This is a genomic window from Providencia rustigianii DSM 4541 (assembly GCF_000156395.1).
Lineage (GTDB): Bacteria > Pseudomonadota > Gammaproteobacteria > Enterobacterales > Enterobacteriaceae > Providencia > Providencia rustigianii.
The window spans coordinates 344,709-370,673 of the sequence record NZ_GG703817.1; the positions used below are offsets into that span (position 1 = coordinate 344,709).

The window sequence follows — 25,965 nt, forward strand, 5'->3', positions numbered from 1 at the left end:
TTTTATCACTTACTCTATAGTTGACTGTTCATTTGATTGTTGCGCTTTTTTCGCTTTGACTCGCGCAATGGCGGCAGCAACGGCAGCTTTACGTGGGTCGACTTCAGCGTCGATCTGCGGTGCAGGCTCAATCACTGATTCCGTGGCTTGCTGAGCAGCGGCTTTTTTGGCTTTTGCACGGGCGATAGCGGCCGCAACGGCGGCTTTGCGTGGGTCGACTTCAGCGTCGACCTGCGGTGCAGGCTCAATCACTGATTCCGTGACCTGCTGAGCAGCGGCTTTTTTGGCTTTTGCACGGGCAATGGCGGCAGCGACGGCGGCCTTGCGTTGGTCGACTTCAGCGTCGACCTGAGGTGCAGGTTTAATCACTGATTCCGTGGCTTGCTGAGCAGCCGCTTTTTTGGCTTTTGCACGGGCGATAGCGGCAGCGACGGCGGCCTTGCGTGGGTCGACTTCAGCGTCGACCTGCGGTGCAGGCTCAATCACTGATTCCGTGACCTGCTGAGTAGCGGCTTTTTTAGCTTTTGCACGGGCAATGGCGGCCGCGACGGCAGCTTTACGTGGGTCAACTTCAGCTTCAACCGGTGGAGCAGGCTCAATGTGTAATTCTGCTTGCTGTGCAGCTTTACGCGCTTTAACTCGAGCTAAGGCTGCATTCACCGCTGCTTTTCTTGGGTCATCACTTGAGACTTCGCTATTTTGCTCTGTTAACTCAGTCGCTTTCTGTGCTTGTTTTGCGCGCAGCTGTGCTTTGCGCGCTTCTCTAGCTGCAATGACAGCGCTATTATCAGGTAATTCTCCTGAAATAATCTTAATAGGTTCAGAAGACAAACCTTGTTTTGCCTTAACTCTTGCAAGAGCAGCATTGACGGCGTCTTTATCAACGTCATCAACTTGAACAGCAGCTTTTTTATGACGCTGTTCACGCGCTAATTTTTCGCGTTCCATACGCTGTTGTTTAGCTTCAAAGCGTAACTTAGCTTCTGCGGAACGACGCTCTTCTTGAGTAATTTCACGAATTTCCGCTTTTTCCTGACGGTAATATTGAACAAGTGGAATATTACTTGGGCAAACATAAGCGCATGCACCACATTCAATGCAGTCAAACAAGTTATGTTTTTGAGCTTTTTCGTGCTCATCGCCTTTACTAAACCAATAAAGTTGCTGTGGTAATAAGCCAGCAGGACAGGCATCAACGCACAAACCACAGCGGATGCAGGCCTCTTCGATTGGTTTTTTCCCCATCTCTTCCATTGTTGGGACTAATAAACAGTTGCAGATCTTCACAACAGGAACATTAAGGTCGGGGAGGGTAAAGCCCATTAAAGGTCCCCCCATTATTACCATTTGTTCATCTTCAGGCTCAAACCCAGCTTGTTGAAGTAGATGTTTTACTGGAGTACCAAGGCGAGCCCAGAAATTTCCTGGTTGTTTAATGGCATCACCGGTCACAGTGACCACACGCTCAATGAGAGGCTGCCCATCAATTACTGCGCGTTTGATAGCGACAACCGTTCCCACGTTTTGCATCAATACCCCTATTTGGGATGAGCGAGCACCAGAAGGAACTTCTTTACCTGTCAGTATCTTTGTCAGTTGTTTTGCGCCACCTGACGGGTATTTTGTTGGGATCACACGAATAAAAATTTGTCGGTCAGTCGATGTTAATGCCAGTTTTAATGCCTTGATGGCTTCTGGCTTGTTATCTTCAATTCCAATGAGTACTTGGTCTGGATTTAAAAGATGTTGTAATACACGGCAACCCTCAATAACTTCCTGAGCATGTTCTTGCATTAATCGGTCATCGGCGGTGATATAAGGTTCACACTCAGCGGCGTTGATAATTAATGTTTTAATCGCATCTTTCCCGCCTGCTAATTTAGGAGCAGTAGGGAAACCCGCGCCACCTAAACCCGCAATTCCCGCTTGTTCAATTTTATTAAGTAATTCATCACGGGAAAGTTGATGGTAATCAGGTGCTGGGTGTAATGGATACCAAGCATCTTGCCCATCGGAGGCAATCTTGACACACAGCTCTTTTAACCCTGAAGGATGAGCGGTAACCATGGGTTCAATAGCACTAATAATGCCAGATGTTGAGGCGTGAACAGGCACGGTACGACCAGTACCTTTAGTTAAAGGTTGCCCTTTAAGGACTTGATCGCCAACTTGGACAATCAATTCACCTTCTGGTCCCAAATGTTGCTGTAAAGGAATAATTAGCTCATTCGGAACGGTAGAAACTCGCATTGGTGTCTGACTTGACTGTAATTTATTTTCCGGTGGATGGATCCCACCGTCAAAGTCCCAAATATTATCTTTTTTCAGCCAGTTAAATAAATTAAACATGTGCATTACCTCTAGTTGAGGCTTGAGACTGAGCTAGAGGCTCTACGGTAATATTTTTGACTGGGATTGTATTTAAATCCCATTTCCAGTTAGTTGTGGTTGTTTTAACAGGCACCATTTCAATACAGTCGGTTGGGCACGGAGCAACACAAAGGTCACATCCGGTACATAAATCTTCAATTACGGTATGCATTGCGCGAGTGGCACCAACAATTGCATCCACAGGGCAAGCTTGAATACATTTGGTACAACCGATGCAATTTTCTTCATCAATAACAGCAACTTTACGAACAGGATTCTGTGCGTTCTCATCACCATCAATAGGTTGCGGGTCAACGTTCATTAACTCGGCAATTTTGAGCATAACTTGCTCGCCGCCGGGGGCGCATTTATTGATCATTTCGCCATTGTTTGCCACCGCTTCAGCATAAGGACGACATCCCGGATAACTGCATTGACCACACTGGCTTTGCGGTAGAATCGCATCCAGTTTTTCAACAATAGGATCTTCTTCAACTTTAAAACGTAATGAGGCATAACCTAAAATCAGACCAAAAATGAGTCCGAAAAAGGCTAATATGCCAATCGCAATCCATAATGACATCATTAGAATTTCACCAAACCACTAAAGCCCATAAATGCGAGAGACATCAGCCCTGCAGTAATTAGGCCAATTGACGAACCCTTAAAAGGTGCAGGCACATTTGCAACGGCTAGGCGTTCACGAATAGCGGCAAATAGTACCATGACAAAAGAGAACCCGACTGCGGCACTAAAGCCATAGACAGCGGATTGCAGGAAATTGTGGGATTGATTGATATTAAGCAGTGCAACCCCTAATACCGCACAGTTGGTAGTGATTAACGGTAGAAAAATCCCCAATAGACGGTACAGCGTTGGGCTGGTTTTTCTTACCACCATCTCAGTAAATTGTACGACGACGGCAATAACAAGAATAAAACTCAATGTACGCAGGTATATGAGATCTAAAGGGATCAAAATCAACGTATCGATCAGCCACGAACTAATTGAGGCGAGCGTCATCACGAACGTGGTCGCAAACCCCATCCCAATCGCCGTTTCGAGTTTTTTTGAAACACCCATAAATGGGCATAACCCTAAGAATTTAACCAGAACGAAGTTGTTTACCAACACCGTCGCAATAAAGAGTAATAAATAGTCAGTCATTACATTGCCTGAAATGAGAATAAAAGCCCAAAAACTGACCAATGTCAGTTTAACGGAGGCTATGATAACAAAGCTATTTTTGTGATGCTTATCGATCTTGTGTGAAAGTCATTTTCACGTGTTTCGAAACTTTCAAATAAGGAACAAAAAAAGCAGCACCTAACAGGGGCCATGCGAGGATTTGAATCGCGGTTTGGTCATCAATAGGCGAAAAGGCAAATGTTTTTAAGCCAATTAAAACTAAAACGAGTAACCAAATGGTAAAACGGCGTGGGAAATTACGGGAACGTTTGAACATCAATTGAGTGACATGCAGACTGAATAAGGTCATTGTGATACTGATGGCGAATGAAAGATACCATTCAGGAGTAATATAACCGCTCCAGTTATCAATGCTCGTTACAATCTCATAAAACTTGAGGCAGTACATTACCGTCATACTACAGACAGCGAAAAGAGTCAGTAATAGATAGCTTGCAGGTACTAATAGCCAACCCGTAATACGGCCAGCGTTATAAGCAGAAGTCATAAATTAAGAGTCCATTATTACTAAACAAGATAGATAATTTATAATCCTATCATAGATTTATTTGCCAATTGATTCGTTCTGATGATACTTTTTCAGAATAGCAAAATATAGCACTTACTGTGAGGTTCAAATGTCCAAACCAATTAAAGTCGGGATCGTCGGCTACGGTTATGCGAGTAAAACATTTCATGCGCCATTTTTAGCGATGCTTGATGGCTTCGAATTAACAACGATTTCCAGTAGTGACGCCAATAAAGTCAACATTGATTTTCCTGATGTAAAGGTTGTGGCAACACCAGAACAGCTATTTGCTGACCCTGAAATTGAATTAGTCGTTATTCCAACGCCTAATGATACTCACTATCCACTTGCTAGGGATGCATTGGCGGCAGGTAAACATGTGGTGGTCGATAAGCCGTTTACGTTGAGCGTTGAAGAAGCCGTTAAATTGAAAGAGCAGGCTGAAAAAGCCGGAAAATTGCTATCGATTTATCACAATCGCCGTTGGGATTCAGGTTTTCGAACAGTGCAAAAAATCTTGCGTGATGGCTGTTTAGGGGAAATTAAATATTATGAATCTCATTTTGATCGCTACCGACCGGTTGTTAGACAACGTTGGCGTGAAGCAGATATTCCCGGTGCTGGAATTTGGTATGATCTAGGTCCACATGTTATTGACCAAGTATTACAATATTTTGGAAAGCCGACAGGGATTACTGTGGATTTGGGAATTATTCGTCCGGGGGCTCAAGCTGTGGATTATTTCCATGCAATGCTGGAATATGGCGATAAAAAAGTCGTTCTGCACTCCACCACACTCGCTGCTGCACCAATGCCAATTTATACTATCCACGGTATGCAAGGTAGCTATGTTAAGTATGGCTTAGATACACAGGAAGATGCATTGAAAGGCGGTGCTATACCTCAAGGTGAGCATTGGGGGGAAGATCCTAACCTTGGAATTGTGACGTTGTCACAAGGCGATGACATGGTCAGCAAACCGTGGCCAAACGAAAAAGGAAATTATGGCGGCTATTATGACGCTATTCACGATGCTATTCGTCTTGGGAAACCGAATCCTGTAACCCCAAATGAAGCTATCGATATTATGAAGCTGATTGAGGCAGGTATAGCGTCAGCACAACAAAAGCGTACCATTGAAAATATTTTCTAAGGTTCACCGCTGAAGATAAAGCCAGTCATTAAATACTGGCTTTTATTTATGAGAAATCGAATGAATTTATTAGCAAAACTCAAGATAGACTCTTTCTTGTTAATCATGATTGGTGTTGTAGTTGTTGCCAGTATTTTTCCTTGCGAAGGGAACGTCAAAATATTCTTTCAATACTTAACGACTGCTGCAATTGCGTTACTATTTTTTATGCACGGCGCGAAGTTATCCAGAGAATCTATCGTAGCTGGAATGGGGCACTGGCGACTGCATTTACTGGTATTTGCGAGTACATTTATTCTCTTTCCGATCATCGGTGTCGCGTTGCGGTTCATGGTTCCTGAATGGATGTCTCCAACTGTTTACATGGGATTTTTATATCTATGTGCGCTTCCTGCTACCGTACAATCAGCGATAGCGTTTACATCAGTGGCAGGTGGAAATGTTGCATCTGCCATTTGTAGTGCATCGGCATCCAGTATTTTAGGTGTTTTTTTATCGCCTATCTTGGTGGGTATTCTGATGGATACGGATGGTAGCCAAGCGATGGATACCTTGAATGCTATCGGCTCGATTATGTTACAGCTGATGCTACCGTTTGTAGTGGGGCATTTATGTCGACCACTGATTGCTAATTGGATTAACCGTCACCGTCGGTTAGTGAATACAACAGATCGGTCATCAATTCTATTGGTGGTTTATGTGGCATTTAGTGAGGCTGTAGTAGAGGGGATTTGGCAAACAATTGATGCGTATTCACTGTTTATTATTACCTTGGTCTCCTGTTTCATACTCGTTGTGGTGATGGTTATTAATGTCATGTCAGCGCGTATTTTTGGCTTTAATAAAGAGGATGAAATTACAATCCTTTTTTGTGGTTCAAAAAAGAGCTTAGCCAATGGTGTTCCAATGGCTAATGTCTTGTTTCCTGCGGCTTCAGTGGGGATCATTTTATTACCATTAATGATTTTTCATCAAATTCAATTGATGGTTTGCGCCGTTATCGCCCAGCATTACGCCAAACGTTTAGACAAACATTAGTTTACATTGAATTTAAGAAGGCAGTTTATCTGCCTTTATTAATACTGATAATTTAGTTACAACATACAGGTGGGGTAATAACAAAAAAGAACATGGGCATCAGTGCAAATTAACTATAAAAGGAAAGGTTAAACAGGGCAGAATAGGTGCTCTGCCCAAAGATCAGAAGGGTTAGCGATTAGCCGCTTTACGTGTCAATTCCGCTTTTTCACTTTCGGATAAAAATGCCATGGTTAAACCATTTCGTTGTGCTTGCTCAATTTCACTCGAGGTTAGACCAGCTTGCGGGGCAGCAACATTATACTCATAAGGAAGCTCAATGCCTTGAACGGCAGGGTCATCGGTATTAATTGAAGCCAATACACCATGAGATAAAAATGTTTTCAGCGGATGTTGAGAAAGTGAAGCTACAGTACTGGTTTGCATATTGGAGGTTAAACAGCTCTCAATGCCAATGTGATTTTTAGCCAGATACTCAATAAGTTCTGGATCTTCAATAGCTTTAACACCATGACCAATACGCTGAGCACCTAATTCTTTGATAGCATGCCATATACTTGCTGCTCCAGCCGCTTCACCTGCATGAACAGTAATATTGAGCCCGGTATTACGTGCTTTAATAAAATGTTCTTCGAATAGAGCACCGGGGAAGCCCAGTTCATCACCAGCAAGGTCAAGTGCACAAAGCTTATCACGGTGAGCCAGTAAACCTTCGAGTTCAAGAGCGCAGGCTTGTTGACCGAAAGTACGGCTTAAAATACCGATTAAATTAACTTTAATATCATACTGGCGACAGCCTGCAGCAATACCATCAATAACGGCTTCTACAACGCTTTCAACAGGAAGCTGATGTTTCATCGCCATGTAGTAGGGGGAAAAACGTAATTCTGCATAATCAATACCAGCATTAAATGCATCTTCAACGTTTTCAAATGCGACACGTTTACAGGCATCTAAGTCTGCTAATACTGCAACACCCCAATCTAATTTAGTTAAAAAACCAACCAAGTCAGCTTCTTGCCCCATAATTTGGACGTGAGGTCTTAATGCTTCAATTTCATCGGCCGGAAGTTGGATATTGTGTTGCTGTGCAAGGGAAAGAATAGTTTCAGGACGAATATTTCCATCAAGATGACGATGGATATCGGTTAAAGGGAGTTGTCTATTTATCACAATAAATGATCCTTATGAATGTTCTGCCCCCATTTTGTCTGTAATTACATAAAAAGCAATGAAAAATATAGTTAATATAAGCAAAAACGCCAGTCATAAAGACTGGCGTTTAATCAATTTATCGTAGGATAAATTATTGTGCAGCTGGCGCAGCCGGTGCTTCTGCTGGTTGCTCAACTTCTAATACTTGCTCGCTAACTTCAGCGCCTTCAGCAGGTTGAGCTTCTTCTTCGTAGCCCATAGTATCTTCTGGACCAGACATCATTTTCATCTTAGTTAAGAATTCAGCTAAGGTATATTTGTCATCGTTGAAAGTCAGGTCATTACCTGCAAATTTAACAGTCATTGTTAAATCTTTTTCGCTATCGATCATCCAAGGATGTTTTTTCTCTTTTGCTTTTTCTGCACGCTGTTCGTCAGTCATGAACATTTCTTCGAACGGGTTAGAGAACATGTCAGCAGTCAACATTTGTTGAACACCTTCAAATTCAGCAGTAACTTGTTCTTGGATGGCCTTTTTATCTTCGGCAGCCGCTGGAACACCGCCATCTAAGATCATAGCTTGAGTCATTGACTCAATAATCATTGGCTTGTTCAGTTTCATGCTGAAGTCAAAAGAGGTGATCAGCTTTTTGAATGCTTCATCAACTTTATTAGACATTGCTAATGAAGTGACTTCGTCCTGATTCCACTGGTTGAAAGTGATATTCAGGTCGATAGAGCTTTGGCCAGCTTCGTTTTTCCAGTAGAACGGGCTAACAGTCAGTACTGGTTTGCTTTTCATTAACTCTGGTAAAGTAGTGGTGAGCATTTGCATTGCGATAGCTTCGCTTGCTTCAGATGGGTTACCACTTGCTAAGCCTTCAGCTAACGCTTTGTTATATTGTTCTACAAATTTACCTAATGCTTTCGCATCTAATTTTTCGATAGCAACAGTTAATTCACCAGAACCTAAGTTTTGTTCTAATGCTTTAACATCGCTAATTTTGTAAGTCATGTTACCTTTAACGTCTTCGCCGTTAATTGAGGTATCACTAGCAACACTTAGGTTTTTGAAAGAGAACTTAGTCTCTGGGATGTTAACGTCAGTATCAGCGATAACAAACTCTTGTTTACCTGTGTAGAAACCGTATTGAGTTCTCTTCACATTAGAAAACAGTTTTAGACCTTTCATGGTAACGGCTTCTGAATTATTTGCACTGCTAACAACGACGCTATCAGTGACTAATAATGCATCAACAGTTTCTAAGTCAGTACCTGTTGAGATATCTAATTTTGCACCACTGAACGAGAATTTGCTGTCATCTTTAGCATATTCAAGAGGAATCAGTTCAATGTTAGAGTCAACATTTTTGCTGTAACCGATAACCGCAGTACCATTCATGAATGGCTTACCTTTGGTAGCTTCGAACAGCTCTTTAGTTGCTGCTGTATTGGCTAATTCAACATTTACTGCGCCTAATTTAGGCATTAAGTTGAATTTAGCAACTTGCGTTAATGGTAATGGACCATGAGCAATATCTGCTTTGAATACGATATTTTCATCAGGTTTACCTGCTGAACCAATCACGATGTCTGCTTGAGAAGAGAAAACGCCACGTTTGTAGTTTTCCATTTTAAAGCTGACGTCTGAGCTAGGGTCGTTTGCTGTAACAAACTCATTTGATTTATCAATGACTTTTTTCAGTTCAGCTTCAACTTTAGAGCCTGTATACCATGATGCACCGGTCCATGCAGCACCTAGAGCAACGATAACACCAACCGCAACTAATGACTTTTTCATTGTAGACATCCATCCTTTCAGTACGAGCGTAGCGTACCTACGTATAAATAATATAAGTTTTATTACCCGTTTTACTGTGTGTGTAAACGGCTAAATACAGAATATGACACTAAATATTAAACACTCGAGCCAACTTACCATCTCCATAAATGGAAAGGTTATCCTCATAGGCAGGTAAAAAAACAGATTCACCAGAATTCATGTTTATTTCTTGAGTACCAGTGCGTAACACTAATTCGCCTTCAATACAGAATAAAATTGAAGCACTATTATTAGTAATGGATACTCCCGAGCGGCTAATAGAATATATATTAAATGAAAAATCTTCCACTGGGATCTTATATTTCCAGACATTTCCAGATTTTTCGGGGATATTGAGCAAATCGCGAGCTTTAGTTGACTTAAAATCAATATTATCAATCAGTTCTTTTGTATCAATATGTTTACTGGTCAAACCTGCGCGCAATACATTATCAGAGTTTGCCATAACTTCTAAGCCAACACCTTCTAAATAGGCATGAGGTGTTCGGGCATACAAAAACATTGCTTCACCTGGTTGTAATTCAACGATATTTAGTAGAAGAGGGGTAAATAGCCCGTTATCATCGGGATATAAACTTGTCATCTGCTTGATTGAATTCCATGGTTCACCTTGTTTACTATTTAGCGCAGCTTTTAATACACCTAATGCGAGATCTTTTTGCTCACCAGTCAAATTAAGAATCTGTGCAAATAATTTTCCTAGTTTTTCTTCTGTTGGCTCTTGAATAAATAATTGAATATCAGGATGGGCTGCAGAGATAAAATCTAAATATTCGACAATTTCGTCGATAGGACGAAACGCATTCATGGCTTTAAATGGTGTTAAAGCATAGATCAATTCTGGCTTATGGTTATCATCTTTATAATTACGAATAGGGGAATCTAAAGGAATTCCAGCAGCATTTTCTTTAGCAAATCCCGCTTTAGCATACGCTTTATTTGGATGTACTTGCACTGATAATGGTTGTGCAGCACACAAAACTTTAAAAAGATAAGGTAGGCGACCAAAGTGTTTAGCAACTTTCGCCCCTAAAATTCGCTCTGGGTCATCATTGATCAATGATTCAAGTGAAACTTTTTGATTTGTTTGCGGTGAAATCACCTCAGAACTTGCCTTTGGGTGGGCTCCCATCCAAAGTTCTGCCATAGGTAAATTGTCCGGGTTTGGGTAACCATACAGTTGGGTCAGGGCGGTTTTACTACCCCAATCATAGTTCTGGACTTTGTTTATCATTTTCAGCATAACGAAATTCTCTTTTTTGCAAAAATCAACTAATTTCCTTTTTACTACAGTACAATAAGCTCGACCAAGTCTCATAATTGAAATTCAATTTGTGGCATTATACTGCTCGGTTATTTGCTTACCTGCAAGCAGATGATTCTAAAATCAATTATTCTGAGTATGTACCTAAGGAGCTAGTAATGGCAGCCACTCGCATTGAAAAAGACTCAATGGGACCAATTGAAGTACCTGCTGACCACTTGTGGGGCGCGCAAACGCAGCGTTCTTTAGAACATTTCCGTATCTCTGTAGAAAAAATGCCTGTTGCCTTAATTCACGCATTAGCGGTGACTAAAAAAGCAGCGGCAAGTGTGAACATGGATTTAGGTTTGCTGCCAAAAGATCGCGGTGACGCAATTATCGCTGCGGCAGATGAAGTGCTCGCTGGCAAACACCCAACAGAATTCCCTCTTGCTATCTGGCAAACCGGTTCTGGTACTCAAAGTAACATGAACATGAATGAGGTGCTAGCTAACCGTGGTAGCGAGATCCTCGGAGGTCAACGTGGTAATGACCGTCTGATTCACCCTAATGATGATGTTAACAAGAGCCAAAGCTCCAACGACGTTTTCCCAACAGCAATGCATGTCGCTGCGGTTGTGGGGATCCGTGAACATCTCCTGCCAGAACTGAAAGTTCTGCACAAAACTCTCGACGCGAAAGCTAAAGAATTCAAAGATATCGTAAAAATTGGTCGTACTCACTTACAAGATGCTACTCCATTGACTTTAGGCCAAGAAATTTCTGGCTGGGCGGCAATGCTGGCTCACAATGAAAAGCATATTGAAAACTCAGTTCCACATGTTTGTGAACTGGCGCTAGGTGGAACAGCTGTTGGTACGGGTCTAAACACGCATCCTGAATATGCGGTACGTGTGGCGAAGAAAATTGCTGAATTAACCGGTCAACCATTTGTTACTTCACCCAACAAATTTGAAGCGCTCGCGACCTGTGATGCATTAGTTCATGCTCACGGAGCCCTGAAAGGCTTAGCTGCATCATTAATGAAGATTGCTAATGATGTTAGATGGTTAGCTTCAGGTCCTCGTTGTGGTATTGGTGAAATATCAATCCCTGAAAACGAACCAGGCAGCTCAATCATGCCAGGTAAAGTTAACCCAACACAATGTGAAGCATTAACCATGCTGTGCGCACAAGTGATGGGTAACGATGTAGCTGTTAACATCGGTGGTGCTTCAGGTAATTTTGAGCTGAACGTATTCCGCCCAATGGTTATTGATAACTTCTTACAATCTATTCGTTTACTCGCGGATGGTATGCGTAGCTTTAATGAGCACTGTGCTGAAGGTATCGAACCAAACCGTGAGCGTATTGAAAAATTACTGCATGAATCTCTGATGCTGGTAACGGCTTTAAATACCCACATTGGTTATGACAAAGCAGCTGAAATTGCTAAAAAAGCTCATAAAGAAGGTCTTACCCTGAAAGAAGCCGCACTGAAATTGAACTACTTAACTGAAGCTCAATTTGATGAGTGGGTTCGTCCAGAAGACATGGTTGGAAGTATGAAATCTTAATTTATCCATCACAATAAATTGAGGTCAGCCCCGATACTAACAATAGAATCGGGGCTTTTTTTATCGTTCGATATACAAATTTAATCTTGGAATGAGTAATTCTACAGGTTTAGATCGTGGACGATGGCGTAGCGCAATCTGATCAACATGGTAATCTGATAATTCACCAACCGTAATATCTTCAAGACTTTTTTCTACGGCAAAGATAAGCAATGGTGTTGCACAAGGATACTGAACCTGTTTCTGACTCTCTTTATCCCATACTCTGGCAATGGGCTGAACTTTTACAGGGCGCTGGGTTTTTAAAATGGCATCATGAGGAAGAGAGCGGATCAAGGCTATTTCATTCTCCAATTGCAACTGCCAATGTTCCCTCTGCATATGAGAAGGTGTTCGACCACTTTCTAAACTAGCCTGTAATCTACTAAGCATCTGTTCTTGAGTGACTTTATTAATAACTTTTTTATTTGCCCACCCAAAGCGAACCGTATCCACATCTACAATCGACGTGATTGTTCGATAGGTATTAAGGGTTAATAACCCATGAAGGCTCTCGCGTATAAACTCAAAACGATGAGATTCGTCAACCTGAGTAACGATATTTTTTATGCTTAGTTTTAATTGATTTATATCGGTTATTAACGATTGAAAGAGATGGTAATCGGGTAGGGATGCTTCGATAACGATGGCACCAGGCAAACGAATTGCCGCTTTATTACTAACAGATTCAGATTTATTGTGGATAAAGAGCAACTTAAATAGCTCAATAGTATGGTTAATAGCATCGATTCCAACGTGTTTATCAACAAATATCGAGGAAACTTCGTTATGTTCATCACCTTTAAGGACTTCAGGCAAACTGAATACACAGGCCTGAATGCGGTCTTGCTTAGTTAGATGATGGCAAAACTGGTTAATGTTGAATTCTAATTGATTAAAATGAGTGATTAATTCTTGTTTTTTACTCATCACAGAGCCTTTTTAGTTACAACATTCAGATGGGTGATAAACCAAAACTAACATTAGCTACTGTGTTTATCAATTAATTTCAACCAGGAAGAGAGGAACTAGGGATACCTATGTGATTATACTCTTATTACGATTCATACTGAAAGGGCTATATTCTATAATCCAATTTAATATCAATGTATTATCTAAATTTAACCTGAACATCGTCATTATTACCGGAATATAAATAATGCCGATGCTCAGGCTATCGAGCCTATTGACTAAAAATAAGCTCGATATTAGCCGCTAGCATTTATTCTTCAGCTTATAGCCGATAGCTACACCAAGTAATAGAATTACCGAAATGAACAATGCGACGCCATTCCATCCATAAAATGACCAGAAAACCCCACCTAATGTACCTGCAATGCTGGAACCTGCATAATAGCTAAAAAGGTAAAGAGATGAAGCTTGTCCGCGGGCACGCTTGGCTCGACGACCAACCCAACTACTAGCTACCGAATGTCCTGCAAAAAAACCAGCGGTTAACACAGTCATACCCGTCAATATTATCCATATGTTTGGGTGTAACGTTAATACCACGCCAATAAGCATCATACCAATAGCAGCAATGAGCACTCTGCCATAACCGTATTTCTGAGTTAAACTACCCGTTTTTGTTGCGCTATAAGTGCCTGTTAAATAGATAATAGATAAAAATCCAACAACTGATTGGCTAAAATTATAGGGTGGCTCCAATAAACGGTAACCAATATAGTTGTACATTGTGACAAAGGCGCCCATCAGCACAAAGCCTTCAATAAACAACCAAGGCAATCCCTTATCTCGTAGATGTAAGTGTAGGTTAACCCAAAGATTTCTAGGTTTGAGAGAGGTGGCCCTAAAATGTTGGGAAGGGGGTAATAAACGCCAAAAACCAATTGCGGCAATTAACGCTAAAGTGCCTAAAATAACGACCGCAACCCGCCAAGAATAATAATCAGCTACGACACCAGTCATTAGACGCCCGCTCATTCCACCAATCGAATTACCGCTAATATACAGTCCCATGGAGAGGGCTACATAGCTAGGATGGATTTCTTCGCTTAAGTAGGTCATCGCAACCGCCGCAACACCACTTAAAGATAGACCAACTAATGCTCGAGCAATCAATATTCCTTGCCAGCTTTGCATTACTGAACTCATTAACGTAAATATTGCTGCACATGTGAGGGATATCACCATCACATTTTTACGGCCAATAGCATCTGAAATAGGCCCAGTAACCAGTAAACCCAGCGCCATCAGCCCAGTACTGAGTGAGAGTGATAAACTTGCAGTTGCCGGAGAAACATTAAAATCGGAGGATAACATCGGTAAAATTGGCTGGACAAAATATAGGAGGGCGAAGGTTGCAAAGCCCACGGTAAAAAATGAGAGTGTCACCCGCAGATAGAGAGCATCATCCCGTTGGATATAATGCTTTTTTGGATCGCTGCTGATCAAGGTTTTAGTCGTTTTATCCTCCATGATGGTGTTCGTTGAAAGGCGATTTGATGACGGTTCCATAGGTATTCCTTGACGGTGCAACTCATTTGATTTCGATCAAAGAATAGAAAGTTTCAACTTTTTTGTCTAATATATTAATTATACATAATAATATCTTTAAAGTATCAATTACCATGAATATTGAATTACGCCATTTGCGCTATTTTATTGCGGTCGCAGAAGAACTACATTTTGGACGAGCAGCCGAACGCTTGCACATATCTCAGCCTCCATTAAGTCAACAAATTCAGTTACTTGAAGAGAAAATCAATGCGAAGTTACTGGAACGAAATAATCGAAATGTTGCACTAACCCCGGCTGGGGCTATGTTCTTAAAAGAAGCTTATCAAATCTTGGGACAAGTCGATGCCGCAGCGACCAAAGCCGCTCGAATGGAAAAGGGCGAACTTGGTGAACTCTCTATTGGTTTTACATCGACGACACCCTTTATGCACAAGGTCACGATGAGCTTACGTCAATACCGTGAAGCTTATCCCGACGTATCAATTCACATGCACCAGATGAACACTAAACAGCAAATTCCGCCACTAGTAACTGGGCGAATTGATATTGGCATCATGCGTAATACAATATTGCCGGAGCAACTTGATTATCAGTTACTGTTTAAAGAGCCTTTTATGGTGGCAGTTTATGAAGGTCACCCATTGTTAGCTTATGAAGATACTGGCGTTAGTATTCAGCAACTCGCAGCTTATCCTCTGGTCTTCTTTGAGCGAGAGGTGGGCACTGCATTATATGATGAAATAAATCATTTGCTGGCTTCTGAGGGCGTTGTACCCACGATTTCTCAAGAAGCTGGTGAGGCAATGACTATTTTAGGATTAGTTTCTGCTGGGATGGGAATATCAATTATCACTGAGTCTTTCACTCGAATGAAAATTGATGGTGTGAGGTACCTCAAGTTAGCGAACAGTCAGGCCACATCAGAAGTTTGGTTAGTTTACAATACAAGACGCACCCAGCCAGCTGCAGCGAAGAAACTAACCGAATTGTTATTACACAATATTGTCGGTCAATCGAATCAATAGATTAACGAGATATATATCACATTTCGTATGTAAATGAAGTCATGAATTTCAGCGCATAGGGCATAATCACGGGTAGCGTTATAACGAATTCTGAGCTAAAAATGACAAATCAAACGGGCCACATTGATCAAATTAAACAACTGAATACAGGAATTGTGTACCGAGTTATTGCTCAGCATGGTCCAATTTCTCGTATTGCGTTGTCTAAGCAATCTCAACTCGCGCCCGCAAGTATTACTAAAATCACCCGTGAATTAATGGATGCACACCTCATTCAAGAGCGTGAGTTTCCAGTCTTGGGTTTGAGAGGACGTCCGGCCATCGGTCTGGTGACCGAAAGTGAAGGCTGGCAATTTCTTGCAATCCGAATTGAAAACAATCAACTGACACTTTCACTCAAAGAAATTAGCTCGAAGACTCTTGCAGAAAATAGTTATTCTTTTGACGTGAAAGGAAATCAACAATTTTGCCTGCAATTATCTGCGCTAATGAGTCTGTTTTTTGAACAGAATAAGAATTGCTTGGAGCGAGTTACCGCAATTAGCATTCTACTCGATGGTATTCTAGATTCATCTTCAGGTGTCATTTATAGATTACCAAATTATGATTTAGATGCGTTGCCGATTAGCAATTATTTGACAGAACAAACTGGATTACCCGTTTACTTGAATCCCTCAGTAAACGCATTAGCGCTTATGGATAATTTAAGTTATTCAACCCAGCGAAGAAACAAAAACATTATTTATTTGCAGCTACATGATGTAGTAAATATTGCCGTACTCAATCAGGAAAAATCTTTAGATTCCAGTACCCGACATCCTATTTTATTTGGTCATATTCCTGTAGAGATCTTACAGGGACTTGATTGTTATTGTGGTGGGAAAGGGTGTTTAGAAACATTGGTATCCGTTTCATCCATATTAAAACAAGCGAGAATATTGCTTGCAGATTATCCGGCGTCGATATTAAACCAAAAAGAAATAAATATTGAAGCTATTTGTCAGGGAGCAAATATTGCAGATTCATTATGCTTAAAAATACTGGATTCTGTTGCTCAGCAATTAGCACACCCGTTAGCAATGATGATAAATATACTCGGCACTCAACTTATTCTTATCAATTCCCCATTAAATAGTTCAGATGAATATTGGTATACCCAATTGCATCATTATATCAATTTATATGTAAATCCCTTGTATCGTTCAAAATTACTTATTGAAAAGTCAACATTTTCTATTAAAGAAAGTGAAACTGCGGTTATTCATCACTCATTATATGATGGTTCGTTGTTACTAAAATTATTACAAGGTTAGTACAATTCGATAAAGTTCTTATTATCTTACACAAAATTGAGCTAACGCAAACTTCTTATTTTCCCATTCCCATAAACTGAATTCATGTCATTTTTACAGCATTTTGCTGCCACACAGTCTGTCACTTCAGGATAGAAAAAACATGATGAATCTATTTATTACCGGGACAGATACAGATGTCGGGAAGACGGTATCGACACTAGCAATATTACAAGCACTAAATAATCAAGGAATTAAGGCTGTAGGATATAAACCTATTGCCGATCAATGCATCGATACGCCCGAAGGGAAGCGCAATAAAGATGCTTTATTCATTCATAGCGTATCGAAAGATCTGGTTTCTTATGATGATGTGAACCCAGTTAGGCTTGATGATAACTATAGCCATGAAAATAAAATTGATTTCAATAAAATAAAATCAGGATTAGACCGTCTTCATGAGCAATGTGATACGGTGGTTATTGAAGGTAATGGGGGATGGCGTTATCTGCTTGATGATAATACTTTCTATGCAGATTGGCTCAAAGGGCAATCTGTCGGTGTTATTTTAGTGGTAGGAATTCAGCATGGCTGTGTTAACCATGCACTATTAACCGCTGAAGCAATAAGAAATGACGGGTTGCCGTTAATTGGCTGGGTCGCAAACAGAATTAACCCTGGCTTAGCTCATTACGCTCAAATCATCAAACGTATGCAGCAGCACATCAAAGCACCATTGCTTGGTGAAATCCCATATTTATTACGTCCTGAAGAAAAAGAGTTAGGGCATTATTTAGATGGGGAAAAACTGCAAGAATTCGTTGGCGTTCCTGCTCTATAACTTATCTACGTAATCAAAATAAAAGGGCACTTGAATGAGTGCCCTTTTTTGTGGAAAAAATTAATACGAGAAGATTTACTGATGACGAGTATAAATGATTTTATAAGTATCATTCTGGCAGTGTCCAACAACTTGCCCTTTAGCAGGGTCAACTTCATCATTGGGAACCGCAACTAAACTAAAACCATCTTTGGGTACGCCATTATTTATGATTTTTTGCCTAATTTCCTCAATGACGCTTTCACATGAAGCGTGAGCAAAAGCAGGGGCTAAAAGCGCTAAAAATAAGGGTATTACAATTTTGGTTTTCATCATTTATCCTACTTTAATACGTTTATGCCACATCAAAACCATGACAACAAATTACGGATTTGCGATTGGACGACCACTATTTACATCAAGACAACGTTGAGTATTGGGCTCCCAATAGGCATTCAGATTTAAACTTTTCTCACATTTATCTTTTGCATCAAATGCGGCATCGATTTTATCGAATTCTTTCTCTGTACGACTATTCACTTTAGAACGTAGCATTTTAGTTTCATCCCACTGTTCTTTTTCTTGGCGAGCCTGTTCCTTATTAAGAGGATCATTACCGCTACCGACAGAGACACAAGTGCTGCCAGCTGTACAAGAGGTATTAGCGGCTTGTGCGGCACTCATTCCCATTAGTGGAAGGCAAAAGCAAATCGCGGTAAGGCTCTTTTTAATAAACTGCATTGACGTGCTCATGTAAGTTCCTTCTGTGATCAAGCTAAGTGTATTAACGGAGTATAGCTAAAAATCAAGGGGTTCGTCTTTATAGAATAGTACGAAAAATTATCATTGTTTATGAACGGTTAATCCTGCGAATGTTTGACATACAGGCATCAACTCTAATGTATTCACATTCATGTGTGCTGGGAGTGTTGCAACCCAAAAAACGGTTTCAGCAATATCGTCTGGTGTTAACGCCTCAGCACCTTTATACGTATTGGTAACTTTATCATCATCCCCTTTAAAGCGCACATTGGAAAACTCGGTACCCCCAACTAAGCCCGGTTCGATATCGGTAACTCGAATTTTTTTACCGTATAAGTCTGCACGTAATCCTAAAGAAAACTGTTTTACAAATGCCTTAGTCGCGCCATAGACATTACCGCCTTTATATGGCCAAGAGGCTGCAGTTGATCCGATATTAATAATATGCCCGTGGTTTTTCTCGACCATATCCTGTAATACTTCGTAAGTCATGTTCACCAACCCTTTTGTATTCGTGTTGATCATCACTTCCCAGTCATCCGGGTTGGCATCAAAAGCAGGTTCTAACCCTAAAGCCAATCCCGCATTATTGACTAATATATCAATATTTTTAAGGTGAGAAGGTAGGCTAGAAATTGCGTGCTGAATAGCTTTTCTATCTTGAATATCAAGGGTTAACGGATAAAATTTATCACCTAATTCTTGATGCAAAGCATTTAATCTTTCTGTTCTGCGCCCTGTACCAATTACCGTGAAATTATGCTGAATAAATTTACGTGCAATTGCCTCACCAAAGCCTGATGTTGCACCGGTTACTAAAATAATCATAGGGACCTCATGTTGTTATCATTGTTTATTTATTGATTCATTCTAACTCTTTCTTCAGGAGTCTTCCAAGTCCCTTTAACTGGTTAGAATATCATCATTTTTTTAAAGAAGTAGGGAGGATATATATATAGGATCTTCTGCAATATTTAAAATAAGGTAAATGATATGAAGTTATATATAGATAGCATAAATAGCAGCCACTGCAATGATAATAGATATCTGTTATTAAAAAAATGCATAGAAAAAAATAGAGTGAGTAATATAAAAATAGATAATATAACTTCAATAAAAAATACAAATGAGAAATTAAATAACTTTGATAAACTGATTGTTCTAGGTGATAGCCTTTCAGATTCAGGAAATATTTTTAAAAGATTCAAAAGGATTTTCCCCTCAGCAATTCAATATTATAAAGGCCGATTCACCAATGGATTCACTTGGGTTGACCACTTAAGCAAACCCAATTTACTCTTTAATAAATGTGTGAATTTATCTTATGGTGGTGCTGTCGCAGGGAACTATAAGCTTAAAGAGGGATTTGCCTGCCATTTTTTGTCAAGTATTAAAAAACAGTTAAAAAAGGTAAAAACAACGAAAAACGATTTAGCGATAATGATGGCAGGTGCAAATGATTATATGACATACAAGAAAGATGATGTGGATAGGGTGATAAAAGCACAAAAATCCAATATGACTAAATTAATAAAAAAAGGCACTAAAAATATTATTATTGCTGGAATACCTGATATCTCACATACGCCATCAGCTAAAAGCAAAACTAACGAACAACGAGCGAGGTTAACCTCCTTAAGTATGGAGCATAATGAAAAAGTTCGTAGCTTAGTTAATGAGATGAGTTCTAAAAATAAAGATATTAAAATTCACTTTTTCGATACCAACAAAATCTTTGAATCAGTTATTGAAAAAGCCAAAGAATTACCCGGATATGTAATCGATAAGAGCTATTACAGCGGAAGTTATGTCGAATTAAATAAAATAGATGAAATGGTCTCTGATCATAAGCATATATTTAATGATAGAGTTCACCCATCAGAAGAGGTCCATGCCATTCTTGCTTATGAGTTTGAAAATTTCATAAAGGAAAAGTTTTTATAATTTGTAATAGCATAGCCATGGATGGCTTGAAAGTTAAAAAGCAAGGTACTAAAAGCACCTTAGATAAAAGTATAAAAAATACCCAGAAAAGCGATAAACAAACCAACACGATTAACCAGCCAGAACGCTGGATTTCTTCATTTTATACTTTAGTTCGCATAATGCATATTATGTTAAATAGCATTCATGGTTATATCAGTCTTTGTTAGTTATGCGGTTTAACGTCATTCCCTACTATTTAGCCGTTATTCTTGTATAGATGAAATGCTCTCGCAAAATCTAGAGGCTGTGAGTATTGATTGCCACTAACCTTCATTTCTTGTAATCTTCGCAGGCTTTAAAAACATAAGATAATGACACAGGATAATAATAATGAGCGAGCATACTTCCAAAGACCCATTGCATGGAATCACACTTGAAATGCAAGTGACTGCATTGGTCAATCGATATGGCTGGCCAAAATTAGGTCGTATCATCAAAATCAATTGCTTCACCAAAGATCCAAGTATCAAATCGAGCTTAAAGTTTCTTCGCAGAACACCATGGGCACGAGCTGAAGTTGAAGCTCTCTATCTTGATATGTTAGAAGAGAGTTCAATTGATGAAACTGATTTATCCCCTACTTCACCATGGGGAAATCACCACAATAAAAACGAAAGCTAACGGTGCGTGATTTCAAGATAGAGATATTGTTGGCGATGACTATTTAACCCATTCGACTAACTCATCAATCTGTGAGTGAGAAAACACAGAAATCCCTGATTGGGATAATAATGTTGTTGCGACCCCCATACCTGGAACTGTCTTGCCATTAAATGTTCCATCATAAATAAGATTTACTCCACAAGTGGGACTTCCATCGGTTAAAAGTGCAGCAACGCAACCTTCCTCTTCAGCCCGTTGCAAAGCAAGCCATGCTGCCAACTGATAATGTGAAGTCACATCAGTTCCCGTACTTTCAAGCATCTTAGCGTTACCTTGCATCACCTCATAACCAGTCGCTGAAATAATTTCTACAGGTAAGCGTGGAGTTGGTAACCCAGCGGCCAACTCAGGACAAAATATCACTAAACGCTGCTCTTCCTGCCAACGTAATAAAACTGTTTGTAAATGCGCTTTTGCTGTTCCGTTGTAGCGAACGTTATGTCCCATTAGGCAAGCACTAACGAGAATCTTTTTCTTCATTCTATTGGCTCATGTTCGAAAGAATAAAATTAACTCGCTCATCAACAGACAAACAAGGTATCTCAATCAATTTATAATTGTATTGCTCATATATAGAAACCATCGCATGGTAAGTCATCACTGAATCTTCAAAGGTCTGTTTTCTTTCCACATCCTGAACATAGATTTCTTTCCATGGCGGTGCTATAAATACTGTTTTTTGATATTCAAATATGCGAATTGCTCGGTCTAAATGCTTGGGTACTGCTATTTCACATAATTGTAAATAGCCTGCAATATCAGGCAATCCACGATCAAAAAAGCTTAACCCATTATTATTGTTCGCTAAATGCCATGAGCGAATTTCCCAGCATAGCATCATTTCAGCAAACGCTTGTTTATCTAGCCATGGCAGTGCACTGCCTCCAATACGTACCTGATCCTGAATAATTGCCCTACCAGACTCAGGTAAACAGTCATATTTTTGGGCAATCAATCCCTCAATGATTGCACTTTTGCCAGCCCCTGGACCGCCTGTAATAATGACTCGTTGTTGGATATCTGACACTTAATTTCCTCAATATTTTGTTATCTTGGTTGCTGTAATAAATGACCTTTTCCACGCCCTTTCTCAATAAAGTTTACTGACAGATTAGTTAAGCATTGAAACTTTAAATAAGTCATCAATCAAACATTTATTTCAAGATACTTACCCAATAAAATGTTATTACTGTATTCAGTCATTTTTAAAATGTAACTAATGGAGAATAAAAAGAAATTTATGTTGATTCGTCTTGCAGCTACAAATGATATTGCACCATTAATCCATATTGATAGCTATGCCAAATTTGATAATACTCGTGAACAACAAATTGAAAGTTGGGTTAAAAATGGGAGTTGCTATATTGCTGAAAAAAAGGGTGAGGTGTTAGGATATGGCGTATTACATTATCATTTCTTTGGTTGTGGTTTTATCGAGATGATCATGGTTGATGAACAGTTTCCTCACCAAGGTATTGGCTTAGCATTATTGGATGCCCTCAAGGTAAACTGCCATCATTCTAAGTTGTTTACCTCTACCAATCAATCCAATCTGTTGATGCAAAAATTGCTCTTGAGGTCAGGTTTTATCCTGAGTGGGCAAATTGATAATCTTGATAAGAATGACCCTGAACTCATTTTTTATACTGGTAAAACTTTATGAAAACTCTATCCATTACTCGAGTCTCTGAGCTTACGGGACTGACGACAGCAACGATCCGTTTTTATGAGAGTAAGGGATTAATTGCTCCGATTGGTCGAAAAGGGCTCACTCGAATTTATGCCCAAGAAGTCCTCACTCAACTCTCATTAATTATTTTGGCAAAACAAGCACAATTTTCATTAGATGATATAGTCGAAATGTTAAATAATTTTCCAGAAAAAGGCATCGAACGCCCTGTCCTTCGAGTTAAAATAGATGAAATCGAACAGAAAATTCAAGAATTACAAAAGCTAAAAGAAGGGTTACTCCATGTAGAGCAATGTTCAGCTGAAAACCATTTACAGTGCCCTAAATTTCAGAAAATTTTGTCGATTAGTTTAAAAAAAAATATGACAAAACTACTCAAAAATCCCTCTTGACTTAAAGTTAACTTGAAGTTGTATCATCCGGCATATTGAATCCAATTCCATTAGATGAATTATTTATCTCAATGAACAATAAGGAATTTTTATGCCACGTTCCGTTCTTTGGCTCGCTGCGGCTTTAGCTTTATTTACGACAGGAAATTCTCTTGTACTGTCTGTTGCTGTTTTAGTTGGATCCCAACTCACAGATGACCCAGCCTATGCCACGCTTCCCCTATTAACTCAATATATTGGATTAATTGCAGCATCAGTACCTATCGCTCATTTTATGATGCGGTTTGGTCGGCGTGCTGGGTTTATTCTCGGTGATATTGGTGGATTCGCCGGCGCCCTGTTAGCCATAGCAGGAATTTATACACAAAATTTATTTATTTTTTCTATTGGAACATTTTTCACAGGTACCGCAATCGGCATCGCGAAGCAATACCGATTTGCAGCATTAGAAGAAGCCCCATCCTCCCTAAGAGCCAAAGCCATTGGTCTGGTAATGAGCGGAGGAATTGTTGCAGTCTTAATTGGCCCATCACTGGCGATCTCAACACGAACAATCGTCTCTAATTATCCATTTATTGGTACATTTGGTGCTTTATCCATTATTTATATTCTTGCATTTATTCTGTTGTTATTCTTACCATTAAAACTCAACCCAATTAAAAAAACCAGCATAACACCTTCAATAAATCGCACGTATCGACAGCTTTATTCTCAGCCACTATTAAGGTTGATTGCCGTTGTGAGTGCGGTCGGCTATGCCTTAGTTGTCTACATGGTCGGGACATTCTCATTAGCGATGAAAGCTCAGGGATTTGATTTTGCTGCCATTGCATTTGTGTTCCAGTGCCACATATTAGGCATGTTTGCCCCTTCATTTTTTACAGGGCAACTTATCAGCCGTTTTGGCGTAAAAACCTTCGTTTGGATGGGCGCAATTTGCTTAGTTATTGCCAATATTGTTGGGTTAACAGGAACTAGCTACGCACATTTTCTCGTCACGATGACATTAGTTGGATTGGCTTGGAATTTTATTTTAATTACTACAACCCATTTATTGCCTCAGACTTATCAAGAAAATGAAAAAGCAAAAATTCAAGGTGCGACAGATTTTCTAATTTTCAGTTTTGGTGCTATTGGAAGCTTAATTGCAGGATTCGCATTCTATTTGATGGGATGGCATTCAGTAAATATATTTGGATTAGTCGTGGGTGCTAGCGTGATTATTATTATGATATGGCTACGTAATAGCTTAAGTACACAGCATTCCTGATAATGCATTAACTCAATTAAATGGCAGTAATTATTTTTCACCTATTTATTACGGCCATTTAACGTTCTAATTTTCACACTACGATTCCTTTAACACAATGATCCCCTCGACCCATTCTTCTCCTATTCGCAAAACATGGTCTTCTAGATATATATTGCGAGTAATCGGTGTTAATTCAGCGCAATCAACTTATTGAATAGTTCTCATTCAATTATAAATTGCTAAAGTTAGTCACTTTCATTGATAATATCTGCGCTTTATTTCCTATGCATACACAAAATCAACTGACTTACTCGTGATTTAAAGGGTTTTTATATGAAATACAATAAATTAACAGTGCTTGTTACAACACTTATGGTCGCAGGGACAGCTAATGCGGTAGAAGTATATAACCAAAATGGTAATAAATTTGATGTTTATGGCCAAATTGATGTGCGCCACTATATTGCTGACTCAAAAAGTGGTGAAGATGGCGATGACTCACGTGTTCGCCTAGGCTTTCGTGGTGACACGCAAATTACCGATCAATTAATTGGTTATGGTCGTTTTGAGTGGGAAACACCAACAAATAAATCTGAAAGTGATAACGAAAACCAAAATCGTTTTGCGTATGCAGGGTTAAAATTCGGTGATTACGGCTCTCTGGATTATGGTCGTAACTATGGTGTGATTTACGATACTAACGCATGGACTGACGTACTACCGTTATGGGGTGCAGACACCATGGACCAAGAAGATAACTTTATGACGGGTCGTAACCGCAACTTACTGACTTACCGTAATAATAATGCATTTGGTTACGTTGATGGCTTAAGTTTTGCTTTGCAATACCAAGGCAAAAATGGCGATCAAAACCTCTCCTCTAGTGATGATGCGTTGACTAATAACGGCGATGGCTACGGTTTCTCTACAGCCTATGAATTAGGTTACGGCGTCACTTTAGGCGGTGGCTACACTAACTCAAATCGCACCCCAGCTCAAAAGAATCAATCTACAGGCGCAACCGGTAAACGAGCTGAGGCTTGGAACGTTGGCGGAAAGTTTGAGTGGGAATCACTATATTTAGCAGCAATGTATGGTCAAGCATTGAACACCACTCGTTTTGGTGGCGATGATGAAGAATCTGTCGCGAACAAGTCAGAAAACCTAGAAGTTGTAGCATTATATGAACTGGATTTTGGTTTGACCCCTTCAATTGGTTATAACCAATCTAAAGGCAAAAATCTGGGCGAATTCGGCAATAAATATTTAGTGAAATACCTTGCTGTTGGTGCGGCATATGAGTTTAACAACAATATGTCAGCAGTCATCGATTACAAAATTAACCTACTGAATAAAAACGAATTTACTCGCGAATATAATATCAATACCGATAACGTGTTGGGTCTAGGATTAGTTTACCAATTCTAATCATGGGTAAATAGAATAGGCGCTACCGTACAATTTTAT

The 25,965-nt window shown here is 39.8% G+C and carries 26 protein-coding genes; 12 read left to right on the forward strand and 14 right to left on the reverse strand.

What is annotated here, in order from left to right; genetic code table 11:
• Positions 1 to 9: 9 nt before the first annotated feature.
• From rsxC to PROVRUST_RS01695, 4 genes are all read right to left on the reverse strand, one after another.
• Entirely contained in the window at positions 10 to 2,349 is a 2,340-nt protein-coding gene (gene rsxC / locus PROVRUST_RS01680) for an electron transport complex subunit RsxC (protein WP_006812940.1), read from the reverse strand.
• Positions 2,342 to 2,956 carry an electron transport complex subunit RsxB gene (gene rsxB, locus PROVRUST_RS01685; protein ID WP_006812941.1) on the reverse strand — a complete coding sequence of 205 codons (615 nt, stop codon included), beginning with the start codon at positions 2,954 to 2,956 and terminating at the stop codon, positions 2,342 to 2,344. Before rsxB ends, rsxC begins: the two co-directional genes overlap by 8 nt.
• Positions 2,956 to 3,537, reverse strand: a complete 582-nt coding sequence (gene rsxA, locus PROVRUST_RS01690; protein WP_006812942.1) for an electron transport complex subunit RsxA — start codon at positions 3,535 to 3,537, stop codon at positions 2,956 to 2,958. Before rsxA ends, rsxB begins: the two co-directional genes overlap by 1 nt.
• An 88-nt stretch (positions 3,538 to 3,625) precedes the next feature.
• Entirely contained in the window at positions 3,626 to 4,066 is a 441-nt protein-coding gene (locus tag PROVRUST_RS01695; protein ID WP_006812943.1) for a DUF2569 domain-containing protein, read from the reverse strand.
• Between the two features lie 130 nt (positions 4,067 to 4,196).
• Between PROVRUST_RS01695 and PROVRUST_RS01700 the strand changes: the two genes are divergently transcribed.
• Together PROVRUST_RS01700 and PROVRUST_RS01705 are read left to right on the forward strand one after the other, a co-directional pair.
• Positions 4,197 to 5,240: an oxidoreductase gene (locus PROVRUST_RS01700; RefSeq protein WP_006812944.1), complete on the forward strand. Its 1,044-nt coding sequence runs from the start codon at positions 4,197 to 4,199 to the stop codon at positions 5,238 to 5,240.
• A gap of 60 nt (positions 5,241 to 5,300) precedes the next feature.
• The gene (locus tag PROVRUST_RS01705; protein ID WP_039854036.1) at positions 5,301 to 6,278 is read left to right on the forward strand and encodes a bile acid:sodium symporter family protein; all 978 of its coding nucleotides are present in this window, start codon (positions 5,301 to 5,303) and stop codon (positions 6,276 to 6,278) included.
• Positions 6,279 to 6,449: 171 nt separating this feature from the next.
• Here PROVRUST_RS01705 and add read toward each other — a convergent pair whose 3' ends face one another.
• The 3 genes from add to manA form a co-directional block, all read right to left on the reverse strand.
• The gene (add, locus tag PROVRUST_RS01710; RefSeq protein WP_006812946.1) at positions 6,450 to 7,451 is read right to left on the reverse strand and encodes an adenosine deaminase; all 1,002 of its coding nucleotides are present in this window, start codon (positions 7,449 to 7,451) and stop codon (positions 6,450 to 6,452) included.
• A gap of 133 nt (positions 7,452 to 7,584) precedes the next feature.
• Complete coding sequence (locus PROVRUST_RS01715; RefSeq protein WP_006812947.1) at positions 7,585 to 9,234, reverse strand: YdgA family protein; 1,650 nt, start codon at positions 9,232 to 9,234, stop codon at positions 7,585 to 7,587.
• A gap of 109 nt (positions 9,235 to 9,343) precedes the next feature.
• Positions 9,344 to 10,519 (reverse strand): mannose-6-phosphate isomerase, encoded by a 1,176-nt coding sequence (gene manA, locus PROVRUST_RS01720; protein ID WP_039854037.1) that lies wholly within the window; start codon positions 10,517 to 10,519, stop codon positions 9,344 to 9,346.
• Positions 10,520 to 10,698: 179 nt separating this feature from the next.
• On the opposite strand from manA, the gene fumC reads away from it, so the two are divergent.
• On the forward strand, positions 10,699 to 12,096 hold the full coding sequence (gene fumC / locus PROVRUST_RS01725; protein WP_039854038.1) for a class II fumarate hydratase: 1,398 nt from the start codon (positions 10,699 to 10,701) through the stop codon (positions 12,094 to 12,096).
• Between the two features lie 60 nt (positions 12,097 to 12,156).
• Here the strand turns inward: fumC and tus are convergent, their stop codons facing one another.
• Together tus and PROVRUST_RS01735 are read right to left on the reverse strand one after the other, a co-directional pair.
• Positions 12,157 to 13,065: a DNA replication terminus site-binding protein gene (tus, locus tag PROVRUST_RS01730; RefSeq protein WP_006812950.1), complete on the reverse strand. Its 909-nt coding sequence runs from the start codon at positions 13,063 to 13,065 to the stop codon at positions 12,157 to 12,159.
• Positions 13,066 to 13,350: 285 nt separating this feature from the next.
• Positions 13,351 to 14,613, reverse strand: a complete 1,263-nt coding sequence (locus tag PROVRUST_RS01735) for an MFS transporter (protein ID WP_039854039.1) — start codon at positions 14,611 to 14,613, stop codon at positions 13,351 to 13,353.
• A gap of 113 nt (positions 14,614 to 14,726) precedes the next feature.
• Here PROVRUST_RS01735 and PROVRUST_RS01740 point away from each other — a divergent pair, with 113 nt between their 5' ends.
• From PROVRUST_RS01740 to bioD, 3 genes are all read left to right on the forward strand, one after another.
• Positions 14,727 to 15,641, forward strand: coding sequence for a LysR family transcriptional regulator (locus tag PROVRUST_RS01740; RefSeq protein WP_006812952.1), 915 nt, complete (start codon positions 14,727 to 14,729; stop codon positions 15,639 to 15,641).
• Positions 15,642 to 15,742: 101 nt separating this feature from the next.
• Positions 15,743 to 16,954, forward strand: a complete 1,212-nt coding sequence (locus PROVRUST_RS01745) for an ROK family protein (protein WP_006812953.1) — start codon at positions 15,743 to 15,745, stop codon at positions 16,952 to 16,954.
• Between the two features lie 142 nt (positions 16,955 to 17,096).
• On the forward strand, positions 17,097 to 17,774 hold the full coding sequence (bioD, locus tag PROVRUST_RS01750) for a dethiobiotin synthase (protein WP_006812954.1): 678 nt from the start codon (positions 17,097 to 17,099) through the stop codon (positions 17,772 to 17,774).
• A gap of 75 nt (positions 17,775 to 17,849) precedes the next feature.
• On the opposite strand, the gene PROVRUST_RS01755 is transcribed toward bioD, so the two are convergent.
• The 3 genes from PROVRUST_RS01755 to ydfG form a co-directional block, all read right to left on the reverse strand.
• Entirely contained in the window at positions 17,850 to 18,086 is a 237-nt protein-coding gene (locus PROVRUST_RS01755) for a DUF1161 domain-containing protein (RefSeq protein ID WP_039854040.1), read from the reverse strand.
• A 51-nt stretch (positions 18,087 to 18,137) separates the two neighbouring features.
• A complete protein-coding gene (locus PROVRUST_RS01760; protein ID WP_039854041.1) occupies positions 18,138 to 18,506 on the reverse strand; it encodes a DUF1283 family protein in 369 nt (122 codons plus the stop codon).
• 90 nt (positions 18,507 to 18,596) lie between these two features.
• Positions 18,597 to 19,343 carry a bifunctional NADP-dependent 3-hydroxy acid dehydrogenase/3-hydroxypropionate dehydrogenase YdfG gene (gene ydfG / locus PROVRUST_RS01765; protein ID WP_006812957.1) on the reverse strand — a complete coding sequence of 249 codons (747 nt, stop codon included), beginning with the start codon at positions 19,341 to 19,343 and terminating at the stop codon, positions 18,597 to 18,599.
• A gap of 165 nt (positions 19,344 to 19,508) precedes the next feature.
• Between ydfG and PROVRUST_RS01770 the strand changes: the two genes are divergently transcribed.
• Together PROVRUST_RS01770 and PROVRUST_RS01780 are read left to right on the forward strand one after the other, a co-directional pair.
• The gene (locus PROVRUST_RS01770; protein ID WP_006812958.1) at positions 19,509 to 20,459 is read left to right on the forward strand and encodes an SGNH/GDSL hydrolase family protein; all 951 of its coding nucleotides are present in this window, start codon (positions 19,509 to 19,511) and stop codon (positions 20,457 to 20,459) included.
• A gap of 372 nt (positions 20,460 to 20,831) precedes the next feature.
• A complete protein-coding gene (locus tag PROVRUST_RS01780) occupies positions 20,832 to 21,122 on the forward strand; it encodes a VF530 family protein (protein ID WP_006812960.1) in 291 nt (96 codons plus the stop codon).
• Positions 21,123 to 21,161: 39 nt separating this feature from the next.
• Here the strand turns inward: PROVRUST_RS01780 and PROVRUST_RS01785 are convergent, their stop codons facing one another.
• Entirely contained in the window at positions 21,162 to 21,644 is a 483-nt protein-coding gene (locus PROVRUST_RS01785; protein WP_006812961.1) for a 2-thiouracil desulfurase family protein, read from the reverse strand.
• A 1-nt stretch (position 21,645) separates the two neighbouring features.
• Entirely contained in the window at positions 21,646 to 22,191 is a 546-nt protein-coding gene (locus tag PROVRUST_RS01790; protein ID WP_006812962.1) for an AAA family ATPase, read from the reverse strand.
• Between the two features lie 213 nt (positions 22,192 to 22,404).
• Between PROVRUST_RS01790 and PROVRUST_RS01795 the strand changes: the two genes are divergently transcribed.
• The 4 genes from PROVRUST_RS01795 (at position 22,405) to PROVRUST_RS01810 (ending at position 25,926) form a co-directional block, all read left to right on the forward strand.
• A complete protein-coding gene (locus tag PROVRUST_RS01795; protein ID WP_039854043.1) occupies positions 22,405 to 22,827 on the forward strand; it encodes a GNAT family N-acetyltransferase in 423 nt (140 codons plus the stop codon).
• A complete protein-coding gene (locus PROVRUST_RS01800) occupies positions 22,824 to 23,246 on the forward strand; it encodes a MerR family transcriptional regulator (RefSeq protein WP_006812964.1) in 423 nt (140 codons plus the stop codon). The genes PROVRUST_RS01795 and PROVRUST_RS01800 overlap by 4 nt, the downstream gene beginning before the upstream one ends.
• Before the next feature lie 91 nt (positions 23,247 to 23,337).
• A complete protein-coding gene (locus PROVRUST_RS01805) occupies positions 23,338 to 24,516 on the forward strand; it encodes an MFS transporter (RefSeq protein WP_006812965.1) in 1,179 nt (392 codons plus the stop codon).
• Between the two features lie 315 nt (positions 24,517 to 24,831).
• On the forward strand, positions 24,832 to 25,926 hold the full coding sequence (locus tag PROVRUST_RS01810; RefSeq protein ID WP_006812966.1) for a porin: 1,095 nt from the start codon (positions 24,832 to 24,834) through the stop codon (positions 25,924 to 25,926).
• Positions 25,927 to 25,965 lie beyond the last annotated feature (39 nt).

Bases quoted from the DNA above. Each gene is read 5' to 3' on its own strand.
- PROVRUST_RS01745 (WP_006812953.1), top strand. From the start codon at position 15,743: ATGACAAATCAAACGGGCCACATTGATCAAATTAAACAACTGAATACA.
- PROVRUST_RS01770 (WP_006812958.1), top strand. From the start codon at position 19,509: ATGAAGTTATATATAGATAGCATAAATAGCAGCCACTGCAATGATAAT.
- PROVRUST_RS01740 (WP_006812952.1), top strand. From the start codon at position 14,727: ATGAATATTGAATTACGCCATTTGCGCTATTTTATTGCGGTCGCAGAA.
- PROVRUST_RS01780 (WP_006812960.1), top strand. From the start codon at position 20,832: ATGAGCGAGCATACTTCCAAAGACCCATTGCATGGAATCACACTTGAA.
- PROVRUST_RS01805 (WP_006812965.1), top strand. From the start codon at position 23,338: ATGCCACGTTCCGTTCTTTGGCTCGCTGCGGCTTTAGCTTTATTTACG.
- rsxC (WP_006812940.1), bottom strand. From the start codon at position 2,349: ATGTTTAATTTATTTAACTGGCTGAAAAAAGATAATATTTGGGACTTT.
- ydfG (WP_006812957.1), bottom strand. From the start codon at position 19,343: ATGATTATTTTAGTAACCGGTGCAACATCAGGCTTTGGTGAGGCAATT.
- manA (WP_039854037.1), bottom strand. From the start codon at position 10,519: ATGCTGAAAATGATAAACAAAGTCCAGAACTATGATTGGGGTAGTAAA.
- PROVRUST_RS01810 (WP_006812966.1), top strand. From the start codon at position 24,832: ATGAAATACAATAAATTAACAGTGCTTGTTACAACACTTATGGTCGCA.
- PROVRUST_RS01735 (WP_039854039.1), bottom strand. From the start codon at position 14,613: ATGGAACCGTCATCAAATCGCCTTTCAACGAACACCATCATGGAGGAT.
- PROVRUST_RS01755 (WP_039854040.1), bottom strand. From the start codon at position 18,086: ATGAAAACCAAAATTGTAATACCCTTATTTTTAGCGCTTTTAGCCCCT.
- bioD (WP_006812954.1), top strand. From the start codon at position 17,097: ATGATGAATCTATTTATTACCGGGACAGATACAGATGTCGGGAAGACG.
- PROVRUST_RS01800 (WP_006812964.1), top strand. From the start codon at position 22,824: ATGAAAACTCTATCCATTACTCGAGTCTCTGAGCTTACGGGACTGACG.
- PROVRUST_RS01785 (WP_006812961.1), bottom strand. From the start codon at position 21,644: ATGAAGAAAAAGATTCTCGTTAGTGCTTGCCTAATGGGACATAACGTT.
- PROVRUST_RS01760 (WP_039854041.1), bottom strand. From the start codon at position 18,506: ATGAGCACGTCAATGCAGTTTATTAAAAAGAGCCTTACCGCGATTTGC.
- PROVRUST_RS01695 (WP_006812943.1), bottom strand. From the start codon at position 4,066: ATGACTTCTGCTTATAACGCTGGCCGTATTACGGGTTGGCTATTAGTA.
- PROVRUST_RS01715 (WP_006812947.1), bottom strand. From the start codon at position 9,234: ATGAAAAAGTCATTAGTTGCGGTTGGTGTTATCGTTGCTCTAGGTGCT.
- PROVRUST_RS01705 (WP_039854036.1), top strand. From the start codon at position 5,301: ATGAATTTATTAGCAAAACTCAAGATAGACTCTTTCTTGTTAATCATG.
- PROVRUST_RS01700 (WP_006812944.1), top strand. From the start codon at position 4,197: ATGTCCAAACCAATTAAAGTCGGGATCGTCGGCTACGGTTATGCGAGT.
- PROVRUST_RS01795 (WP_039854043.1), top strand. From the start codon at position 22,405: ATGTTGATTCGTCTTGCAGCTACAAATGATATTGCACCATTAATCCAT.
- rsxB (WP_006812941.1), bottom strand. From the start codon at position 2,956: ATGATGTCATTATGGATTGCGATTGGCATATTAGCCTTTTTCGGACTC.
- fumC (WP_039854038.1), top strand. From the start codon at position 10,699: ATGGCAGCCACTCGCATTGAAAAAGACTCAATGGGACCAATTGAAGTA.
- rsxA (WP_006812942.1), bottom strand. From the start codon at position 3,537: ATGACTGACTATTTATTACTCTTTATTGCGACGGTGTTGGTAAACAAC.
- tus (WP_006812950.1), bottom strand. From the start codon at position 13,065: ATGAGTAAAAAACAAGAATTAATCACTCATTTTAATCAATTAGAATTC.